This is a genomic window from Acetobacter fabarum (genome assembly GCF_022483405.1).
Taxonomy (GTDB): domain Bacteria; phylum Pseudomonadota; class Alphaproteobacteria; order Acetobacterales; family Acetobacteraceae; genus Acetobacter; species Acetobacter fabarum.
In genome coordinates, this window is sequence record NZ_JAKVNI010000001.1 from 2,257,556 (window position 1) to 2,273,156 (window position 15,601).

The 15,601-nt window shown below is 57.3% G+C and carries 17 protein-coding genes; 12 read left to right on the forward strand and 5 right to left on the reverse strand.

Annotated features, from left to right (window positions below):
• Window positions 1-72 precede the first annotated feature (72 nt).
• Window positions 73-864: an inositol monophosphatase family protein gene (locus LKE65_RS10510; RefSeq protein ID WP_278741304.1), complete on the reverse strand. Its 792-nt coding sequence runs from the start codon at window positions 862-864 to the stop codon at window positions 73-75.
• Window positions 861-1,379 carry a c-type cytochrome gene (locus tag LKE65_RS10515; protein WP_278741306.1) on the reverse strand — a complete coding sequence of 173 codons (519 nt, stop codon included), beginning with the start codon at window positions 1,377-1,379 and terminating at the stop codon, window positions 861-863. The genes LKE65_RS10510 and LKE65_RS10515 overlap by 4 nt, the downstream gene beginning before the upstream one ends.
• Window positions 1,380-1,487: 108 nt before the next feature.
• Here LKE65_RS10515 and LKE65_RS10520 point away from each other — a divergent pair, with 108 nt between their 5' ends.
• The 4 genes from LKE65_RS10520 to smpB are packed head-to-tail and all read left to right on the forward strand — an operon-like array spanning window position 1,488 to window position 4,526.
• Window positions 1,488-2,222 carry a 3-deoxy-manno-octulosonate cytidylyltransferase gene (locus LKE65_RS10520; RefSeq protein ID WP_278741845.1) on the forward strand — a complete coding sequence of 245 codons (735 nt, stop codon included), beginning with the start codon at window positions 1,488-1,490 and terminating at the stop codon, window positions 2,220-2,222.
• A 5-nt stretch (window positions 2,223-2,227) separates the two neighbouring features.
• The gene (locus LKE65_RS10525; RefSeq protein WP_086645950.1) at window positions 2,228-3,124 is read left to right on the forward strand and encodes a prephenate dehydratase; all 897 of its coding nucleotides are present in this window, start codon (window positions 2,228-2,230) and stop codon (window positions 3,122-3,124) included.
• A gap of 11 nt (window positions 3,125-3,135) precedes the next feature.
• Complete coding sequence (gene dapA / locus LKE65_RS10530) at window positions 3,136-4,026, forward strand: 4-hydroxy-tetrahydrodipicolinate synthase (protein WP_095348852.1); 891 nt, start codon at window positions 3,136-3,138, stop codon at window positions 4,024-4,026.
• Window positions 4,027-4,028: 2 nt separating this feature from the next.
• Window positions 4,029-4,526, forward strand: a complete 498-nt coding sequence (smpB, locus tag LKE65_RS10535; RefSeq protein WP_086645948.1) for an SsrA-binding protein SmpB — start codon at window positions 4,029-4,031, stop codon at window positions 4,524-4,526.
• 121 nt (window positions 4,527-4,647) lie between these two features.
• Here the strand turns inward: smpB and LKE65_RS10540 are convergent, their stop codons facing one another.
• A complete protein-coding gene (locus LKE65_RS10540) occupies window positions 4,648-5,337 on the reverse strand; it encodes a cold-shock protein (protein ID WP_086645947.1) in 690 nt (229 codons plus the stop codon).
• A gap of 810 nt (window positions 5,338-6,147) precedes the next feature.
• Here LKE65_RS10540 and LKE65_RS10545 point away from each other — a divergent pair.
• From LKE65_RS10545 to mltG, 8 genes are all read left to right on the forward strand, one after another.
• Window positions 6,148-6,504 (forward strand): hypothetical protein, encoded by a 357-nt coding sequence (locus tag LKE65_RS10545; RefSeq protein WP_086645946.1) that lies wholly within the window; start codon window positions 6,148-6,150, stop codon window positions 6,502-6,504.
• A gap of 194 nt (window positions 6,505-6,698) precedes the next feature.
• Window positions 6,699-7,448 (forward strand): glycine betaine ABC transporter substrate-binding protein, encoded by a 750-nt coding sequence (locus tag LKE65_RS10550; RefSeq protein WP_086645945.1) that lies wholly within the window; start codon window positions 6,699-6,701, stop codon window positions 7,446-7,448.
• A gap of 14 nt (window positions 7,449-7,462) precedes the next feature.
• Window positions 7,463-8,722: a class I SAM-dependent methyltransferase gene (locus LKE65_RS10555; protein WP_278741307.1), complete on the forward strand. Its 1,260-nt coding sequence runs from the start codon at window positions 7,463-7,465 to the stop codon at window positions 8,720-8,722.
• 381 nt (window positions 8,723-9,103) lie between these two features.
• Complete coding sequence (fabD, locus tag LKE65_RS10560; RefSeq protein ID WP_278741309.1) at window positions 9,104-10,048, forward strand: ACP S-malonyltransferase; 945 nt, start codon at window positions 9,104-9,106, stop codon at window positions 10,046-10,048.
• 16 nt (window positions 10,049-10,064) lie between these two features.
• Window positions 10,065-10,805 (forward strand): 3-oxoacyl-[acyl-carrier-protein] reductase, encoded by a 741-nt coding sequence (gene fabG / locus LKE65_RS10565; protein ID WP_278741310.1) that lies wholly within the window; start codon window positions 10,065-10,067, stop codon window positions 10,803-10,805.
• A 289-nt stretch (window positions 10,806-11,094) separates the two neighbouring features.
• Complete coding sequence (locus LKE65_RS10570) at window positions 11,095-11,334, forward strand: acyl carrier protein (RefSeq protein WP_025825175.1); 240 nt, start codon at window positions 11,095-11,097, stop codon at window positions 11,332-11,334.
• A 105-nt stretch (window positions 11,335-11,439) separates the two neighbouring features.
• Window positions 11,440-12,708 (forward strand): beta-ketoacyl-ACP synthase II, encoded by a 1,269-nt coding sequence (gene fabF, locus LKE65_RS10575; protein WP_278741311.1) that lies wholly within the window; start codon window positions 11,440-11,442, stop codon window positions 12,706-12,708.
• Window positions 12,698-13,732: an endolytic transglycosylase MltG gene (mltG, locus tag LKE65_RS10580; protein WP_278741312.1), complete on the forward strand. Its 1,035-nt coding sequence runs from the start codon at window positions 12,698-12,700 to the stop codon at window positions 13,730-13,732. The genes fabF and mltG overlap by 11 nt, the downstream gene beginning before the upstream one ends.
• A gap of 46 nt (window positions 13,733-13,778) precedes the next feature.
• Here mltG and LKE65_RS10585 read toward each other — a convergent pair whose 3' ends face one another.
• Both LKE65_RS10585 and LKE65_RS10590 read right to left on the reverse strand, forming a co-directional pair.
• Window positions 13,779-14,615 (reverse strand): lipid-binding SYLF domain-containing protein, encoded by an 837-nt coding sequence (locus tag LKE65_RS10585; RefSeq protein ID WP_278741313.1) that lies wholly within the window; start codon window positions 14,613-14,615, stop codon window positions 13,779-13,781.
• A gap of 88 nt (window positions 14,616-14,703) precedes the next feature.
• Window positions 14,704-15,504: an inositol monophosphatase family protein gene (locus LKE65_RS10590; protein ID WP_095348857.1), complete on the reverse strand. Its 801-nt coding sequence runs from the start codon at window positions 15,502-15,504 to the stop codon at window positions 14,704-14,706.
• Between the last annotated feature and the right edge of the window lie 97 nt (window positions 15,505-15,601).

The following is a 15,601-nucleotide window of genomic DNA, read 5'->3' on the forward strand; positions in this document are numbered from 1 at the left end:
ACCTATCGCAAAACAGGGGCAGTGCATAGTCTGGGCCACCAGATTTGGCACTATTCCCACCAATAAATCTTGTTAACCCGCCTGCAGAATGCGCACTGCCTCGCTGTGCAGGGCAGGGGAACCGGCCGCCAGAACCGTGCGATCTCCATCCATCCGCAGGGGGGATCCATCCCATGCGCTCATAACGCCGCCAGCCCCCTGCACAATGGGCACAAGTGCTCCCCAATCCCAGGGGTTCATGTCACATTCGGCAATCAGATCAATCTGGCCCAGAGCAAGCAACCCATAGGCGTAACAATCCCCCCCCCATGTCATGCGGCGGGCCTGTTGCTTGAGCATTTTCCAGCGGTCATGCGGGGCCAGTTCCAGCATTTCGGGCGATGTGCATGACATTTCAGCCTCAGCCAGCGCAACATCCTGCCGCGTGTGGGCCTGCCCCCCCAAGGAGGAAGTAAACACGGTTGCACGTCCCTTTACCCCAACCCAGCGCTCGCCCAGAACTGGCTGGTCCAGAATACCAAGCACAGGTTCCCCTTTGTAAAAAAGGGCAATCAGGGTGCCAAAGAGGGGGCGCCCGGTTACAAATGCCCGCGTGCCATCCACCGGGTCCAGCAGCCACTGGTAATCCGCCTGAGCGTTGTCCTGCCCAAACTCTTCACCAAACACACCATGCTCTGGCAGACGTTCTGCCAGAATAGCCCGCATGACCCGTTCTGCCGTCCTGTCCGCGACCGTAACCGGGCTTGCATCTTTTTTGCTTTCCACCCCCACACCGCGCCTGAACCATGGCCGAACAACGCTCCGCGCCGTATCCGCCAGCATGGTTGCCACATCCACAAACTGGTCTGTTATCTGTGGGGTCATCTGGGTGCTCCTGTTATTGGGGTGGGGGCAGGGGTATGCAGTGTGTGCAAATAGCTGATCACATCCGCCCTGTCCTGCGGGTCAGACAGACCTGCAAAAGACATGCGCGTACCGGGTGCATATCTGGCAGGAGCCATAAGCCAGTCAGATAATTTCTGATCATCCCATATCTGCACTGCATGCTGGCGCAACGCTGCGGAATAGGCGTAGCCGGGAAGCGTGGCGATATTCCGCCCCACAACACCAGCCAGAACAGGGCCTGCATTGCCTTCGCTCCCAAGGGCAAAGCCATGGCACTGGGCACAAATATGCCCGGCCAGTAGCGTGCCATGGGCCAGACTGGCACGCGGCATATAAGGCTCAATAGAAACCGCCCGCAGGTCCGGCAGACGAAAAACCGGGGCCGCAGGGGCCGTGTCCGGCACAATAGAGCGTGCCGCCACCAGAGCACCGCCCATGGCCACCACACTTATCAGCACCGAAACCGCCACCCTGTTCAGGAACCTGCCATCCATCCGCACTTCTGCCCCTGCTGATCACTGGTTGCGTTTGCATTGCAGCTTTTCTAGACTGCGCGGCGCTTTTCCACGCCTATAAGCCGCGCTGTATTCTGGAGCAAGCTGATCATGCCGCCCCTTGTTGTCATACCCGCCAGACTTGCCTCAACAAGGCTGCCCGGCAAGCCCCTGGCGGATATTGCTGGGTTGCCCATGATCGTGCATGTGCTTAACGCCGCACTCAAGGCCGAAATTGGCCCGGTTGTGGTCGCCGCGGCTGAACCCGAAATCTGTGATGTTGTTACCAACGCGGGCGGGACAGCCGTACTGACCAACCCGGACCTGCCTTCCGGTTCGGACCGGGTCTGGCAGGCCGTGCAGACGCTGGACCCACAAGGGCAATACTCCACCATCATCAACCTGCAAGGGGACCTGCCTACACTGGCACCAGATGCCCTGCATACGGTGTGCGGGGTCATGGATAATCCTGCGTTTGATATTGGAACGCTTGTCGCCCCCGTTAGTACGGAAGAGGAGGCAACAGCTCCTTCTGTTGTCAAGGTTGCATGCCACTTTGCGCAGGCCGCACACCATGCAGTTGCCCTCTATTTTTCCCGCCAGCCCATTCCCTCAGGGCCGGGGCCTCTATGGCACCATGTCGGGATTTACGCATGGCGGCGGACGGCTCTGGCCCGCTTTGTCCAGCTTCCTCCATCTGGTCTGGAACAGCGTGAAAGTCTGGAACAGCTCCGAGCGCTGGAGGATGGTATGCGTATTGGCTGCGCACGTCTTGCAATCGCGCCCTTTGGGGTTGATACACCACAGGATCTGGAACGGGCACGCCGCCTGCTTGGAGCTTAAAGGCCATGATGGACAAAGTTATAGCCTTTCAGGGCATGCACGGTGCGTATTCCGACATGGCCTGCCGCGCAGCGCGGCCCGGCTGGACCACCCTGCCATGCCACAGCTTTGCAGATGCCATAGATGCAGTACATGCAGGCAAGGCCGAACAGGCCATGCTGGCATGCGAAAACAGTCTGGCAGGCCGTGTGCCCGACATTCATTCGCTCCTGCCCGCAGCGGGGCTGCATATTATTGGTGAGCACTTCCAGCGTGTTGAACACTGCCTGCTGGTAGTGCCCGGCACCCGCATGGAGCAGATCCGCCGAGTACATACACACCCTGTGGCCATGGCCCAGATCCGCAATCTGCTCAAAAACAATAATCTGACGCCCGTAACCGAGTTTGATACGGCAGGTGCTGCAGAACTGGTCGCACTTTGGCAAAAGCCCGAAGAGGCTGCCGTAGCCTCCGCCCTTGCTGCGGAACTATATGGGCTGGAAATCCTGCAGCGGAATGTGGAAGACGCCTCCCACAACACGACACGGTTCTATATTACCGCGCGCACACCGCAGGTGCCCACACCACAGACACCCCATGTCATGACCACGCTGCTCTTTAGTGTGCAAAACAGCCCCGGCGCTCTGTATAAGGTGCTTGGGGGGTTCGCCACCAATGGTGTCAACATGACCCGGCTGGAAAGCTACATGTCGGGCGAAACATTTGCCGCTACACGTTTTTTGATGGATGTAGAGGGCCACCCCGGCGATTCCCGCCTAGGCAAAGCCTTGGCAGAACTTGAATTTTTTTCCAAAAACGCCACAATTCTAGGCGTCTATCAACAATCGCCGTTCAGGCACCAGGCTTCCACCCAAGGGCAGGACACCCCGCGTTCCGCTCCAGCAGATGCCATTCCAGGATAAGTGACCGCTCCATGCCTCATACATTCTTCTCCGGCTCCATTACTGCACTCATCACCCCCATGAACCGGGACGGAAGCCTGGACTTTGATTCGTTTGAAAAACTGGTGGACTGGCAGATCAAGGAAGGCACCGCAGGCTTGTGTGCCGTAGGCACAACGGGGGAAAGTCCAACCCTGTCGCACACGGAACACCACGCTGTTGTTGAACGCACCATAAAAGTTGCCAACGGCCGCGTACCGGTTATTGCCGGGGCGGGTTCCAACAGCACGTCCGAAGCGGTTGACCTGGCACGCCATGCAGAGCAGGCCGGGGCAGCCGCCGCCCTTGTTGTGGCTCCGTATTACAACAAACCTACGCAGGAAGGCCTGTACCGGCACTTCATGGCCGTGGCAGATGCTGTTTCCATCCCGGTGATTTTGTACAACATTCCCGGCCGCTCCATTATTGACATCAATGTGGAAACAACGGCCCGTCTGGCAAAGCACGGCAATATTGTTGGGGTAAAGGATGCAACAGCAAACCTGTTCCGCCCTCTGCAGGTACGCCGGGCCGTGGACAAGCCTTTTAACCAGCTCTCGGGCGAAGATGGCACAGCCGTCGCTTTTCTCGCAGCCGGTGGGGATGGCTGCATTAGTGTGACATCCAACATTGCTCCCGCCCTGTGTGCTGCCGTGCAGAGCGCATGGAAAGCAGGGAAGACGCAGGAAGCCATTGCCATTCAGGACCGGCTGACCCCATTGCATGACACCCTGTTCTGCGAGAGCAATCCCGCTCCAGCCAAATACGCGGCAAGCCTGCTGGGCCTTGCGGGGGAAACCTGCCGCCTGCCACTGGCTCCCCTGAGCGATGAATCACGCCACAAAGTCCGGCAGGCTCTGGTTGATGTCGGGTTGCTGGGCTGATCATGTCCGCAAAGTCCAGCAAAAGCACCATGATCTCGCACGGCATGGTCGCACAGAACCGCAAGGCCCGCTTTAACTACACCATCAAGGAAACGGTCGAGGCCGGGCTTGTACTTAAAGGGCCGGAAGTAAAAAGCCTGCGCTTGGGCCGCGCAACAATTGGCGAGGCCTTTGCTGGTGAGCGTAACGGTGAACTCTGGCTGTTTAACAGTTACATCCCTGAATATCAGGGCGGAGTGCTGTCCCGCTTTGATTCGCGCGCGCCCCGCAAGCTGCTTATGCACCGCAAGCAGGCCCAGAAGTTTATGGGGGCCATTGCCAAGCAGGGGGCGACCCTTGTTCCGCTGGATATCCACTTCAACGACCGCGGACTAGCCAAGGTCACCCTTGGTCTGGGCGTTGGTAAAAAGAGTGTAGACAAGCGCCAGACCGTAGCAGACCGGGACTGGCAGCGCGACAAGGCCCGCCTGATCCGCAACAAGGGGAAGGGCGACTACTAACCCGCCCCGGCTGTTACATACGCACAGCTCTGCGCAACTTTGTCAGATACAAACGGTCATAAAAAAAGCCTCGGTTTTATAACCGAGGCTTTTTTCTTACTTACCGCTAAAAAGCAGTGCCTCAGGCAGAGGTCACTTCAGCAGCTTCCGGACCCTTCTGGCCCTGAACAACTTTAACGTTCACGCCCTGACCTTCATTCAGGCCCGGCAGACCGGAACGTTCCAGAGCAGAAGCGTGGATGAAGATGTCCTTGCCGCCGCCTTCAGGCGTGATGAAGCCAAAGCCTTTAACAGCGTTGTACCACTTAACGGTACCGCGCGTATCTTCAGCATCAGACAGGTCAGGAGCAGGGCGAGCAGCAGGGCGCGCACCAAAGCCAGGGCGACCACCAGCGGGGCTACGCGGACGTTCCGGCTGAGCCGTGCTTTCATCAACAGAGATGACTTCGGCAACCTGGCGCCCCTTGGGGCCCTGACCAATGCGCACAACCAGCGTAGCGCCGGGGTTTACACCCTGAACACCAGCCTGAGACAGCGCGTTGGCGTGCAGGAACACATCGCCCGATCCATCAGCGAGTTCGACAAAGCCGAAGCCTTTTTCGCCATTGAACCACTTAACGGATGCACCCACTTCCGGGCCGGAAGCGATAACCTGCGGACCGCCAGCGGGGCGACGCGGAGCAAACCCACCACGGTCACCACCACCATAAGAGGGGCGTTCACCGAAAGAAGGCATCGACATATAATTGTCGTCATCAAATCCGCCGCGGCGAGGAGAACGGGGGCTGCGGTCGGTCCTGTTACTTTTCAACGGTCTTGATCCTGGAGTGCGGAGAAGATGGAAACTTCTCCGGATATTGAAAAACGGGCAAACTGCCAGAATGGGTTGACAGGATTACGTGCTTTGAACAAAAAGCCCATCATTCCCCCTCCTGAATATTGCAAACATGCCCAACGCATGCGTAGCACAGTCATGAGTGTGCTGCTACAGCAAAGCATGAAAACCGCGCCTGCTTCACGCACTTTTCTTCGTATCACAAAGTTGTGATACCGAAGCCTTTCCATCCCGCCAGAATACCCCCTCGCACCGCCACAACTGATGCGCGCATGACATAATTCCGTAACGCTGCGGTGAGCAACCTTATCGATTATCCAGCCAAGTTTAAAAAGCAGGCATGAACATCATACGCAGAATCGAACACGATCTGCGCTATGCTCCCACACATCCCAAGCGGCAGCGCGGACGCCTTATATAGAGTGAGGTGCACATAACGCACCGCGCGCTTTACATCAGGCTGTCTGGCAAGTTGGACCATTCGCTTAAATAAGTAGGCGCATAATGCAGGCAACCCGCCTGCAATTCAGGCTTTATGTTTAATTAGAACTCACAGGGTAACGCTATCTCGTCACAAATCGTGCCTATTTTTTAATCAGAAGATTTATTTTTGTGCATAAATTCCTATCAAACCGTGCGTTTCTGTGTTTTTTTCGTCACTACCCTATCAACCTGCCCGTTTATGAGGCGAAAGACCTCTCTTTCCTATAGCGCGGTAAGGAGTTTCGCCCTTACTCTCAAAATCAGAAAGAGCCACCGGGTTTTGATGTAGGGGATACAGAACTTATGCTGCGCCAGTCGGAAACACAGAACGTCTGTCAGATCATCCCGTTCCAGATGGAAATCATGTGTCGCCACCGCGACTATCTGGACCGCTGGATTGCGGCCAGCCAGCCCATGGGCATTTGCGACGCCGATATTTTCCCTGCTGAAGAAAAACAGGCTGGCGTTTCATCCGGTTACGTTCTGGTGTGGGTGCGCGAAACATCAAACCCTGCCTACAAGGTTTATTCCCGCGGCAACCGCTGGATTGTTATGGACGCCGTGCGTGACAATACTCTGGGCCAGTTTGCCTCTTTTGCCGATGCCCTGAACATGATCCGCCCCGTTCTGCCGATCAAACAGGATATTGTTGCCGCCTAAACGCCCCCAAGCCATTTTCTGGTGCTTTTCCGCCGCCATTCCCTTACCGGGGTGGCGGTTTTTCTTTATCCTGAGCCTGACAAAATACCCGATGGAAGCAGATATTTCCATTTGAGGGATTGCCACTGCACTTTGCCGTGCGGCAAGGACAGGGCAGACATCTTGCTGTCCCGACTGATCCAGAGGAACCCGAAATGACATCCCTGACACTCGCCTATCCTGAGTCCACCATTCATGAGGCGACGGCGGCCACCATCATTCGGGTTCTCGAGGCCAACGATATTGAGCCCGAAATTGTAACCGGCCCCAAGCAGGCTCTGGCTGATCTGCTGCACAAAGGGGAAATCGACATCTATGTTGCCGCATGGCTGCCGGATGAGGATTCCGACCTCCTTGGCGCTGGCACCACGCAACTGGGCCGGCTGTTCCAGCCCGAAGCCTGCTGCTGCATTTCGGACGAGAACAGCACCCTCACATCCCTGAGCGATCTGGCGCAGGCAGGGCAGGGCATTGCCCGCACGATTGTAACGCCCCAGTCCCTTGCCAAACGCATGGAACAGGTTTTGCGCACCTACAATCTGGCAGAGGCAGGTTTTACCCTTGAGGTACTCCCGGATGAAGAAGCCCTGGCAAGGCTGAATGCCGCCCTTGCTGCCGAGCAGCCCAGCCTTCTGCCCCTGTTCCAGCCCTGTTTTCTGTTCCATCAGGGGGGGCTGCGTATTCTGAACGACCCCCACAAAGCCATGGGCGGGGAGATGGAAGCAACCCTTCTGCTCCGCGATGGGCTGCGCGATGAGCTGGAAACAGATCTGGTGGACGAACTGGATGAGCTGATGCTGAGCGCCAAAATCATCAGCGCCATGGACTACGCCATGCGGGTGGAAGGCATGAGCGCTGATGAAGCTGCCGAAGCATGGCAGCGCGGTAAGCTTCTGCCACGCTAAAAAGGTGCCGGCCCATGACACACAACACAGCCGCAGATGACCGCGATGCCGGGCTAGCCGCCCAGTACGAGGCATACCCATACCCGGAGCGCGACCCACAGGACGAAAACCGCCGGCTGCTCATTGGCAGCCCTAGCCACCTGCGAGAAGTAGATTACTGGGTTTTTGGCGCACAACGCCCCCGCAGTCAGGCATTGCGGGTGCTGGTGGCCGGGTGCGGCACGGGCGATGGGGCAATTATGCTGGCAACGCAGCTGGCACGGGTTGCGCGCCCGGCGGAAGTTGTTTGTCTGGACCGCTCAGAAAAAGCTCTTTCCATTGCGCAGGCCCGTGCCAAAGCCCGTTCACTGAACAATATCCGGTTTGTTCAGGGCTCCCTGACCGAGCTGGAATCGCTTGAACTGGGACTATTCGATTATATTGATTGCTGCGGCGTACTGCACCATCTGCCAGACCCGGTCGCGGCACTCCAGACTCTGGAGCACCACCTTGCCCCCCATGGCGGCATGGGGCTAATGGTTTATGCGCCCTATGGCCGTACCGGCGTGTACATGGTGCAGGACGCACTGGAAAAACTGGCACCACTCGCACAGTCACCACAGGAGCGGCTGGACGTGGCCCGCCGCGTCATGCGCACCCTGCCAGCAACGGCATGGCTACACCAGAACGGTAATTTTGGGGATCATCTCTCTGGCGGGGATGCTGGACTTTACGATCTGCTCCTCAACCCCAGAGACCGCTCCTACACCATTACCGATTTTTTGGCCTTGCTGGATCAGGCCGGGCTTGAACCCACGGCCCTTATGGAACCAGCACGGTACGACCCGGGTCTCTTTTTGCCCGACCCACGCCTGCGTGCACGCCTGTCCACCCTGCCTTGGCAGACTCAGGCCGCCATTGCCGAGGACCTTGCTGGCAACATGGCAACGCATGTTGCCTATGTCGTACGCAAACATGCAGCCCCCGAAAAACCTGATCCACTGAACCCAGAGGCAGTGCCGATCATGCGCGAAATTCCGGGCGCGGAACTGGCCAAGCAGATGACGCCTGATAACATGCTGCCCTTCCACTTTGGTACGCTTGTTGTGCCTATTCCGCTCCCACCCCAGACCCGTGGTATTCTCCCCCTGATTGATGGAGACCGAACCGTGGGTGAACTGGCAGAGATCTTGGCCACACGCGGCGTGAACGCAGAAAAGTTCAAGCATGTCTGGCAGGAAAGCTTTGGTATTCTGGAACGGCTGAATCGTGTTCTGCTCCGCTCTCCAGCCTGAGCGTATGTGAGCACATAACTTTACCCGTCACATACGCTCACACTCTTGCACTGCTACTATCGCCAGCACTACCGGCCTGCGCGCACCGCACCATTTTACTCCAAGCCCGGCTGGTTTGCCTGAACCCTGCGCACAAAACCGTGCTGCAGCACGAGCAAAACCTTTGCAATTCCGTGGGTTGTGCGGCTCCTTCAGGTCTGGCGTATTGTGCCCAGTTAACGCAGGCCCTATTCTGCCCGCACTTTTGCCTGCCGGAAGGGCAGAACCACTGGGCAGCATGCGGCCACCACGGCACAGATGGCCCGCTTTTTGCCGCGTTCTTTCCTTCCATTCCTTGCAATCTGTCCGCCTTTGGGCGTCGTTTTTGAAACAGTGAGTATCATGGCCGTTTACGCATTTACTTTTCCCGGACAAGGCAGCCAGTCCGTTGGCATGGGGCAGGAGCTTGCTGAAGCTTTTCCCGCCGCACGTGCAGTTTTTCAGGAAGTTGACGATGCTCTGGGCGAACATCTGTCAAAAACGATTTTTGAAGGTCCGATAGAAACCCTGACCAGCACCGAAAATGCCCAGCCTGCACTCATGGCTGTTTCCATGGCAGTTCTGCGCGTACTGGAACAGGATGGTGGGCTGGATCTGGCGGGCCGCGTAAGCCTGCTTGCCGGGCACTCACTGGGCGAATACGCAGCTCTGGCGGCTGGTCGGGCTTTTGATGTTGCACAGGCAGCCCGGCTGCTGCGCCTGCGCGGGCAGGCCATGCAGCGCGCAGTCCCCGCGGGGGAAGGCAGCATGGCCGCACTTATTGGTGTCACGCTGGCTCAGGCGGAAGAGGTCTGCACCCGCGCGAGCGAGAGCGGCAGCACGGAAATTGCCAACGACAATGGCGGCGGCCAGATTGTAATTTCGGGCAAAATGGCCGGGATTGATGCCGCCATTGCCATAGCAAAGGAAATGGGGATCAAGCGCGCGGTCAAACTCCCCGTTTCTGCTCCATTCCATTCCTCGCTCATGAAGCCCGCTGAGGACGCCATGGCCGAAGCACTGGCCAAGGCAGATATTGCAGCACCGGTTGTGCCCGTGATCGCCAATGTGACCGCAGAACGTGAAACTGATGCAGACACGATTCGCAACAACCTGGTCCAGCAGGTAACCGGACGCGTCCGCTGGCGTGAAAGCGTGGCCACAATGACCGGTCTGGGCGTTGATACGTTTGTAGAAATCGGGGCAGGCAAGGTTCTGTCCGGTCTGGTACGACGCATTGACCCCGAAGTTTCGACCCTTTCCATCGGCACCCCGGCGGATATCGAAACCTTTCTGAAATCCCTCTAAAGCAGGTTTACACAACATGTTCCGACTGGATGGAAAAACCGCACTCGTAACGGGTGCTTCCGGTGGCATTGGCAGCGCCATTGCCAAAACACTGCATGCTCAGGGCGCCAAAGTTGTTCTGTCTGGCACGCGTGAAGCCGTTATCCGCGAACTGGCGGAAGAACTGGGGGAAGGGGCGTTTTATGCCGCTGCCAACCTGAGCGAGCCATCAGAAGCAGATGCCCTGATTGCAAAAGCAGAAGAAATTGCCGGCGCACCGCTGGATATTCTGGTCAACAACGCAGGCCTTACGCGTGACACGCTTGCCCTGCGCATGAAGGACGAGGACTGGAATCAGGTTCTTAATGTTGACCTGGCAGCCCCATTCCGCCTTTGCCGGGCCACACTCAAGGGTATGCTGCGCCGCCGGGCAGGCCGCATTGTCAATATCGCCTCTGTTATTGGCACAACCGGCAATGCCGGGCAGGCCAATTATGCCGCGGCCAAAGCTGGCATGGTGGGCATGAGCAAATCTCTGGCGCAGGAAGCAGGCTCGCGCGGGGTCACGGTCAACGTGGTGGCTCCGGGCTTTATTGTCACCCCCATGACGGACGTGCTGCCAGATGCACAGAAGGAAAAGCTCCTGTCCTCCATTCCGCTTGCGCGCCTTGGCCAGCCGGAAGATGTTGCGTCCGCCGTGCTGTATCTGGCATCGGACGAAGCGCGGTGGGTAACCGGCGCTACGCTGCATGTTAACGGCGGCATGGTGATGGCCTGAGCACACGAAAAGCATATGCACCGCTAGAACAGGTGGTGCAAAATGCTTTAAGATGTGCCACACATGCAGCGCAACCACGCTGTTTTGGGCTTACGACAGATGTATTTGTCCGGTTTGCCTTGGCGTGGAGAGATAAAACGTGCTAATCGCGCGCAACACCTTACTGCTGGACCGGAATGGGGCGGGCATCTACCCACCTGGTTCTCTACCAGCGACAAGGTCCATCGCGGATTAAACACCTGAACAACCTGCCATTTTCGGTAGGCAGGCATATGGGATAGAAAGACAGATGAGCGAAATCGCTGATAAGGTTAAGAAAATCGTGGTCGAGCATCTCGGCGTCGAGGAAAGCAAGGTCACTCCGGAAGCGTCTTTCATTGACGATCTGGGCGCTGACAGCCTTGACACCGTTGAGCTGGTGATGGCGTTTGAAGAAGCCTTCAATGTCGAAATCCCTGAAGATGCCGCTGAAAAAATCACCACGGTGAAAGACGCCATCGACTATATCGAAAAGCAGAAAGCCGCCTGATTTCAGGCCATCTGCCTTAAATTACAGGGTTATGGTCCCTCAGATGGCTGAGGGACCAGATATGTGTCGAATGGGGAGCGGGCTGGTTTGTTGCTTTCGGCCGGAATGAATTCTGGACGGAGACGCGTTGTCGTCACCGGCATGGGCATCGTCGGGCCTCTCGGCCTCGGTGTCGAAAACGTATGGTCACGTCTGATCGCAGGCGAGAGCGGGATTGGTAAAATCACGCAGTTCGATGCGAGTGATCTACCTGCACAGGTTGCAGGGGAGGTCCCGAACGGACCGCGGGAGGAAGGTAAACTCACGCTATCCGAGTGGGTGCCAACCAAAGACCAGCGCAAGATGGACCGCTTTATCCATATGGGCTTGGTTGCCGCAACGGAAGCGGTTGAGGATTCCGGCTGGAAACCTCAGACCGAAGAAGAAAAATGCCGCACCGGTGTTATGATCGGTTCTGGCATTGGCGGCCTGCAAACCATCTATGACGCCTCCATTACCGTGCATGAAGGGCGTGCAAAGCGGCTGTCGCCGTTTTTCATTCCTTCTGCCCTGATCAATCTTGTATCCGGGCACGTTTCCATCAAATACGGTTTTCAGGGGCCCAACCATTCGGTTGTGACTGCCTGTGCAACCGGCGTTCATGCCATTGGTGATGCAGCCCGCCTGATCATGTTTGGCGATGCTGACGTTATGGTTGCCGGTGGGGCTGAAGCCACGGTCTGCCCGCTGGGTATTGCCGGGTTCTGCTCTGCGCGCGCCCTTTCCACCGGCTTTAACGCAACGCCGCAGCAGGCTTCCCGCCCGTGGGACAAAGACCGTGATGGCTTTGTCATGGGCGAAGGCTCGGGCATTGTTGTGCTTGAAGAATATGAGCACGCCAAAGCCCGTGGTGCCAAAATCTATGGTGAAGTCATCGGTTACGGCATGTCCGGCGATGCGTACCATATTACGGCACCCTCGGAAGGGCATTACGGTGCTTACCGCGCCATGCGCTCTGCCCTGCAAAGTGCAGGCCTGACCACGGCCGACATCAACTACGTGAATGCTCATGGCACCTCGACCATGGCAGATGATCTTGAGCTGGAAGCTGTGGAACGTCTGTTTGGTGATGACGCCAAAAAGCTGGCCATGTCTTCCACCAAATCTGCTACGGGGCATCTGCTCGGGGCGGCTGGTGCTGTGGAGGCAATTTTCTCCATTCTTGCCATCCGGGATAACGTGGCACCGCCCACGCTTAACCTGGACAGCCCCTCGCGCGAGAGCATGATCGACCGCGTGGCGCATACAGCGCAGCAGCGTCCGATCAACATTGCCCTGTCCAACAGCTTTGGGTTTGGCGGGACAAATGCCAGCCTGATCGTGCGTGGCGTCTAAGCGTAAAAAAACATCTTCCCCTCCTTCAGGCCGCAGTAAACTTTCCTGTTTTCTCAAGTGGTCTGGAGGAGGCGTTTTTGTTCTTGCGGCCGGCATGGGGCTTACCGCCTTTTTAGGCTGGCAAAGCTATACCTGCCCCGGACCGTTATCCACTGATCAGGATATTGTGGTCCCGCACGGCAACTATGCCACGACCTTATCTTCCCTACAAAATGCTGGCGTTGTTCCCACAAACTGGTGGAGCGGTCGCGTTTTTTTAAGTGCTGTTGCTCTGACCCGCCGGGATGGACAACTGCATGCGGCGGAATTGCACTTCCCCGCCTATGCCTCCATTGCACAGACATTATGGATTTTGCGGCACGGGAAGCCTGTCCAGCATAAGCTGACCATCCCCGAAGGGCTGACAGCATGGCAGATTCAAGCTCTGGTCCAAGCTGCGCCGTTATTAACGGGGGACACCCCTCTACCTGAGGAAGGGGGCACTCTCCCGCAGACCTATACCTACCTGCGCAACAGTTCGCGCAAGGACCTGCTGGCCCATATGCAAACCAGCATGGCGCAGACATTAAAACAGGTCTGGGCAGAAAGAGAGAGTGGTTTACCGCTTGGCAACCCGCAAGAGCTGGTTACGCTGGCATCTGTTATTGAAAAAGAAACAGCCCTGCCAGATGAACGGCCATCGGTCGCCCGTGTCTTTTACAACCGCCTGCAAAAGAACATGAAACTGCAGACGGACCCTACGGTAATCTACGCCATAACGCAGGGAAAACCACCGCTGGACCGACCCTTGACCCACACGGACCTCCAGACGGCCAGCCCTTACAACACCTATGTTTATACTGGCCTGCCACCGGGGCCGATCTGCTCCCCCGGCAAAGCTGCGCTGGAAGCTGCTGCTCATCCTGCAAAAGGCGATATGCTGTATTTTGTGGCGAATGGAGCGGGCGGGCATAATTTTGCGGCCACACTGGGTGACCACAACCATAATGTTTTGTTGTTACGCAAACAAAAAACCAGCCACTAATACCGCAAGGCGTAAAGTGGCTGGTGCAATCTGCGCAAGTATGTTGTTAGCGGGAGCCTGAACGGGCAGGGGAAAGATTTTCCTGCACAATCCCGCCGCTTGGAGCGGTTGCACCCGTGCTGTCACTATCAATGGCATCCGTTGTAGCGGCTGCACGAGGGGCTGTTGTGGTAGCTGTCTGCGCTCTGCGGGCATAACGCATCAGAATGCTGCGCAGGGGGTCTGCATCCGGGTTGTTAACGCGCATGCTCACAACAATATCTTCCGGGCCAACGCTTTGTTTGTAATACGCCCGGTTTTCATCACTGTTAACAGTCAGTTTGCTCCCACCGAGGGATGCCCCGGCAAAAACGCCCTGAGACTTCTGTGCCACCAGAATATCCGTATTGCTGGCCCCAGCATTGGAACTGGCAACAGCAGAACTCATGTTGGCAAAAGAGGCACCCGCATTGGTACCAAACTGGAACTGGCTGTCCAGCAGTGCCTGAAGGCCACGATCCGTCATGATGAAGAAAACGATCTGGGAACTCTGGACGCCAAACTGGATGCCAAAGGAAGCAGAACTCAGTTTGTAAAAGGCGGGGTCAGACCAGGAACCACGCGCATCTTTTGCCAGCAGCACGCATTCCCCATGTGCACCGCCAAATGCGATGGACATCCGGAACATGGACGGGCAGACCATAACCGCACGCGCCTTGGCCAGATTGCTCACCAAGGCGCTCTGGCCGGTTGCGCCCAGAAAAATATCCTGCACAGTCAGGGCTGCTTTATCAACAGTAGCCTGCGCAGTATCCGCTGCCTGCGCACACGCCCCCACGCCGGGAGCCAGCATGGTTGCGGCCAGAACCAGAGAAACTGAAGACAGCCGTTTAAATAAATGCATTCCGGGTTTCTCCACGATAAGTCCGGTAAATTAGCGTTTAAAAAAGCATGCTTTTGTGGCGCGAGAAAGGCCAGTTTTTGTTTTGTTTTTATTCCAGCGGAATGGACACAGCCTTGGCCAGTACAGGACCAATATGCGGGTTGGCTGCCAGAATGGTCGCCCCACCTGTTAACCCGCCATTTTGCAGGAAGGGGGAAACAACTGCCCCGGCTTCGGCCAGCAGGGGCAGGGCGGCGGCCACGTCCCACAGGTTGATAACAATTTCAATGTATCCATCAAGCCGACCGCTGGCCACATCGGCCAGTGCCAGCGCGCCACACCCGCCAGAACGGGGCATGGTGCCCAGTTCCATAATGGCATCCATCTTGTCCATGAACACGGGTTTGGGCACGCGGCCACTCCACCCCATTTCGATCATGGAGCGGGCGGGGTCTTTTATGGGGGAAGCCTTGATGGGCTTCCCGTTCAAAAATGCTCCGTACCCACGTAATGCCGTATAAACCTCGCCCAATGCCGGGGCATCTATAACACCGGCCACGGGTTCGTCCCCGTCCATCAGGCCGAGGGAGACACACCACCGGCAACGGCCACGGGCGTAATTGGACGTACCATCAATCGGGTCCACAACCCAGCGCAGGCTCCCTGTACGGCTTACGCCACCTTCCTCCCCCTGAAAGCCATCTTCGGGAAAAAGGGCCTGCATGCGCTGTGCAATAAAGGCCTCGACTGCACCATCTGTTTCCGTCAGCCAGTCCTGTGCGGACTTCAGCTCCCCCTGCGGTCCGCCCGGCGGTGGCCGCATGGACATGGCCAGGCGGGCGGCATCATGCACAACAGCCCGGGCGGCTTCCAGTCGGTAGGCTAGGGCGGGGCTGGGGAGGGCTGGCATGGAAATGGCTACTCCAACAAAAATTCACATGCGGCCACCATACCGCCAAGCCCGTGGCAGGGCGACCCGCTTTATGCGCCATCCGTTTGCATGTCTG

What these genes read in the sequence shown, in the direction of transcription:
- smpB (WP_086645948.1), top strand. Translation starts at nt 4,029, where the DNA reads ATGTCCGCAAAGTCCAGCAAAAGCACCATGATCTCGCACGGCATGGTC.
- LKE65_RS10525 (WP_086645950.1), top strand. Translation starts at nt 2,228, where the DNA reads ATGATGGACAAAGTTATAGCCTTTCAGGGCATGCACGGTGCGTATTCC.
- fabG (WP_278741310.1), top strand. Translation starts at nt 10,065, where the DNA reads ATGTTCCGACTGGATGGAAAAACCGCACTCGTAACGGGTGCTTCCGGT.
- LKE65_RS10555 (WP_278741307.1), top strand. Translation starts at nt 7,463, where the DNA reads ATGACACACAACACAGCCGCAGATGACCGCGATGCCGGGCTAGCCGCC.
- LKE65_RS10550 (WP_086645945.1), top strand. Translation starts at nt 6,699, where the DNA reads ATGACATCCCTGACACTCGCCTATCCTGAGTCCACCATTCATGAGGCG.
- LKE65_RS10570 (WP_025825175.1), top strand. Translation starts at nt 11,095, where the DNA reads ATGAGCGAAATCGCTGATAAGGTTAAGAAAATCGTGGTCGAGCATCTC.
- LKE65_RS10515 (WP_278741306.1), bottom strand. Translation starts at nt 1,379, where the DNA reads ATGGATGGCAGGTTCCTGAACAGGGTGGCGGTTTCGGTGCTGATAAGT.
- fabF (WP_278741311.1), top strand. Translation starts at nt 11,440, where the DNA reads ATGAATTCTGGACGGAGACGCGTTGTCGTCACCGGCATGGGCATCGTC.
- LKE65_RS10585 (WP_278741313.1), bottom strand. Translation starts at nt 14,615, where the DNA reads ATGCATTTATTTAAACGGCTGTCTTCAGTTTCTCTGGTTCTGGCCGCA.
- fabD (WP_278741309.1), top strand. Translation starts at nt 9,104, where the DNA reads ATGGCCGTTTACGCATTTACTTTTCCCGGACAAGGCAGCCAGTCCGTT.
- LKE65_RS10590 (WP_095348857.1), bottom strand. Translation starts at nt 15,504, where the DNA reads ATGCCAGCCCTCCCCAGCCCCGCCCTAGCCTACCGACTGGAAGCCGCC.
- LKE65_RS10545 (WP_086645946.1), top strand. Translation starts at nt 6,148, where the DNA reads ATGCTGCGCCAGTCGGAAACACAGAACGTCTGTCAGATCATCCCGTTC.
- dapA (WP_095348852.1), top strand. Translation starts at nt 3,136, where the DNA reads ATGCCTCATACATTCTTCTCCGGCTCCATTACTGCACTCATCACCCCC.
- LKE65_RS10510 (WP_278741304.1), bottom strand. Translation starts at nt 864, where the DNA reads ATGACCCCACAGATAACAGACCAGTTTGTGGATGTGGCAACCATGCTG.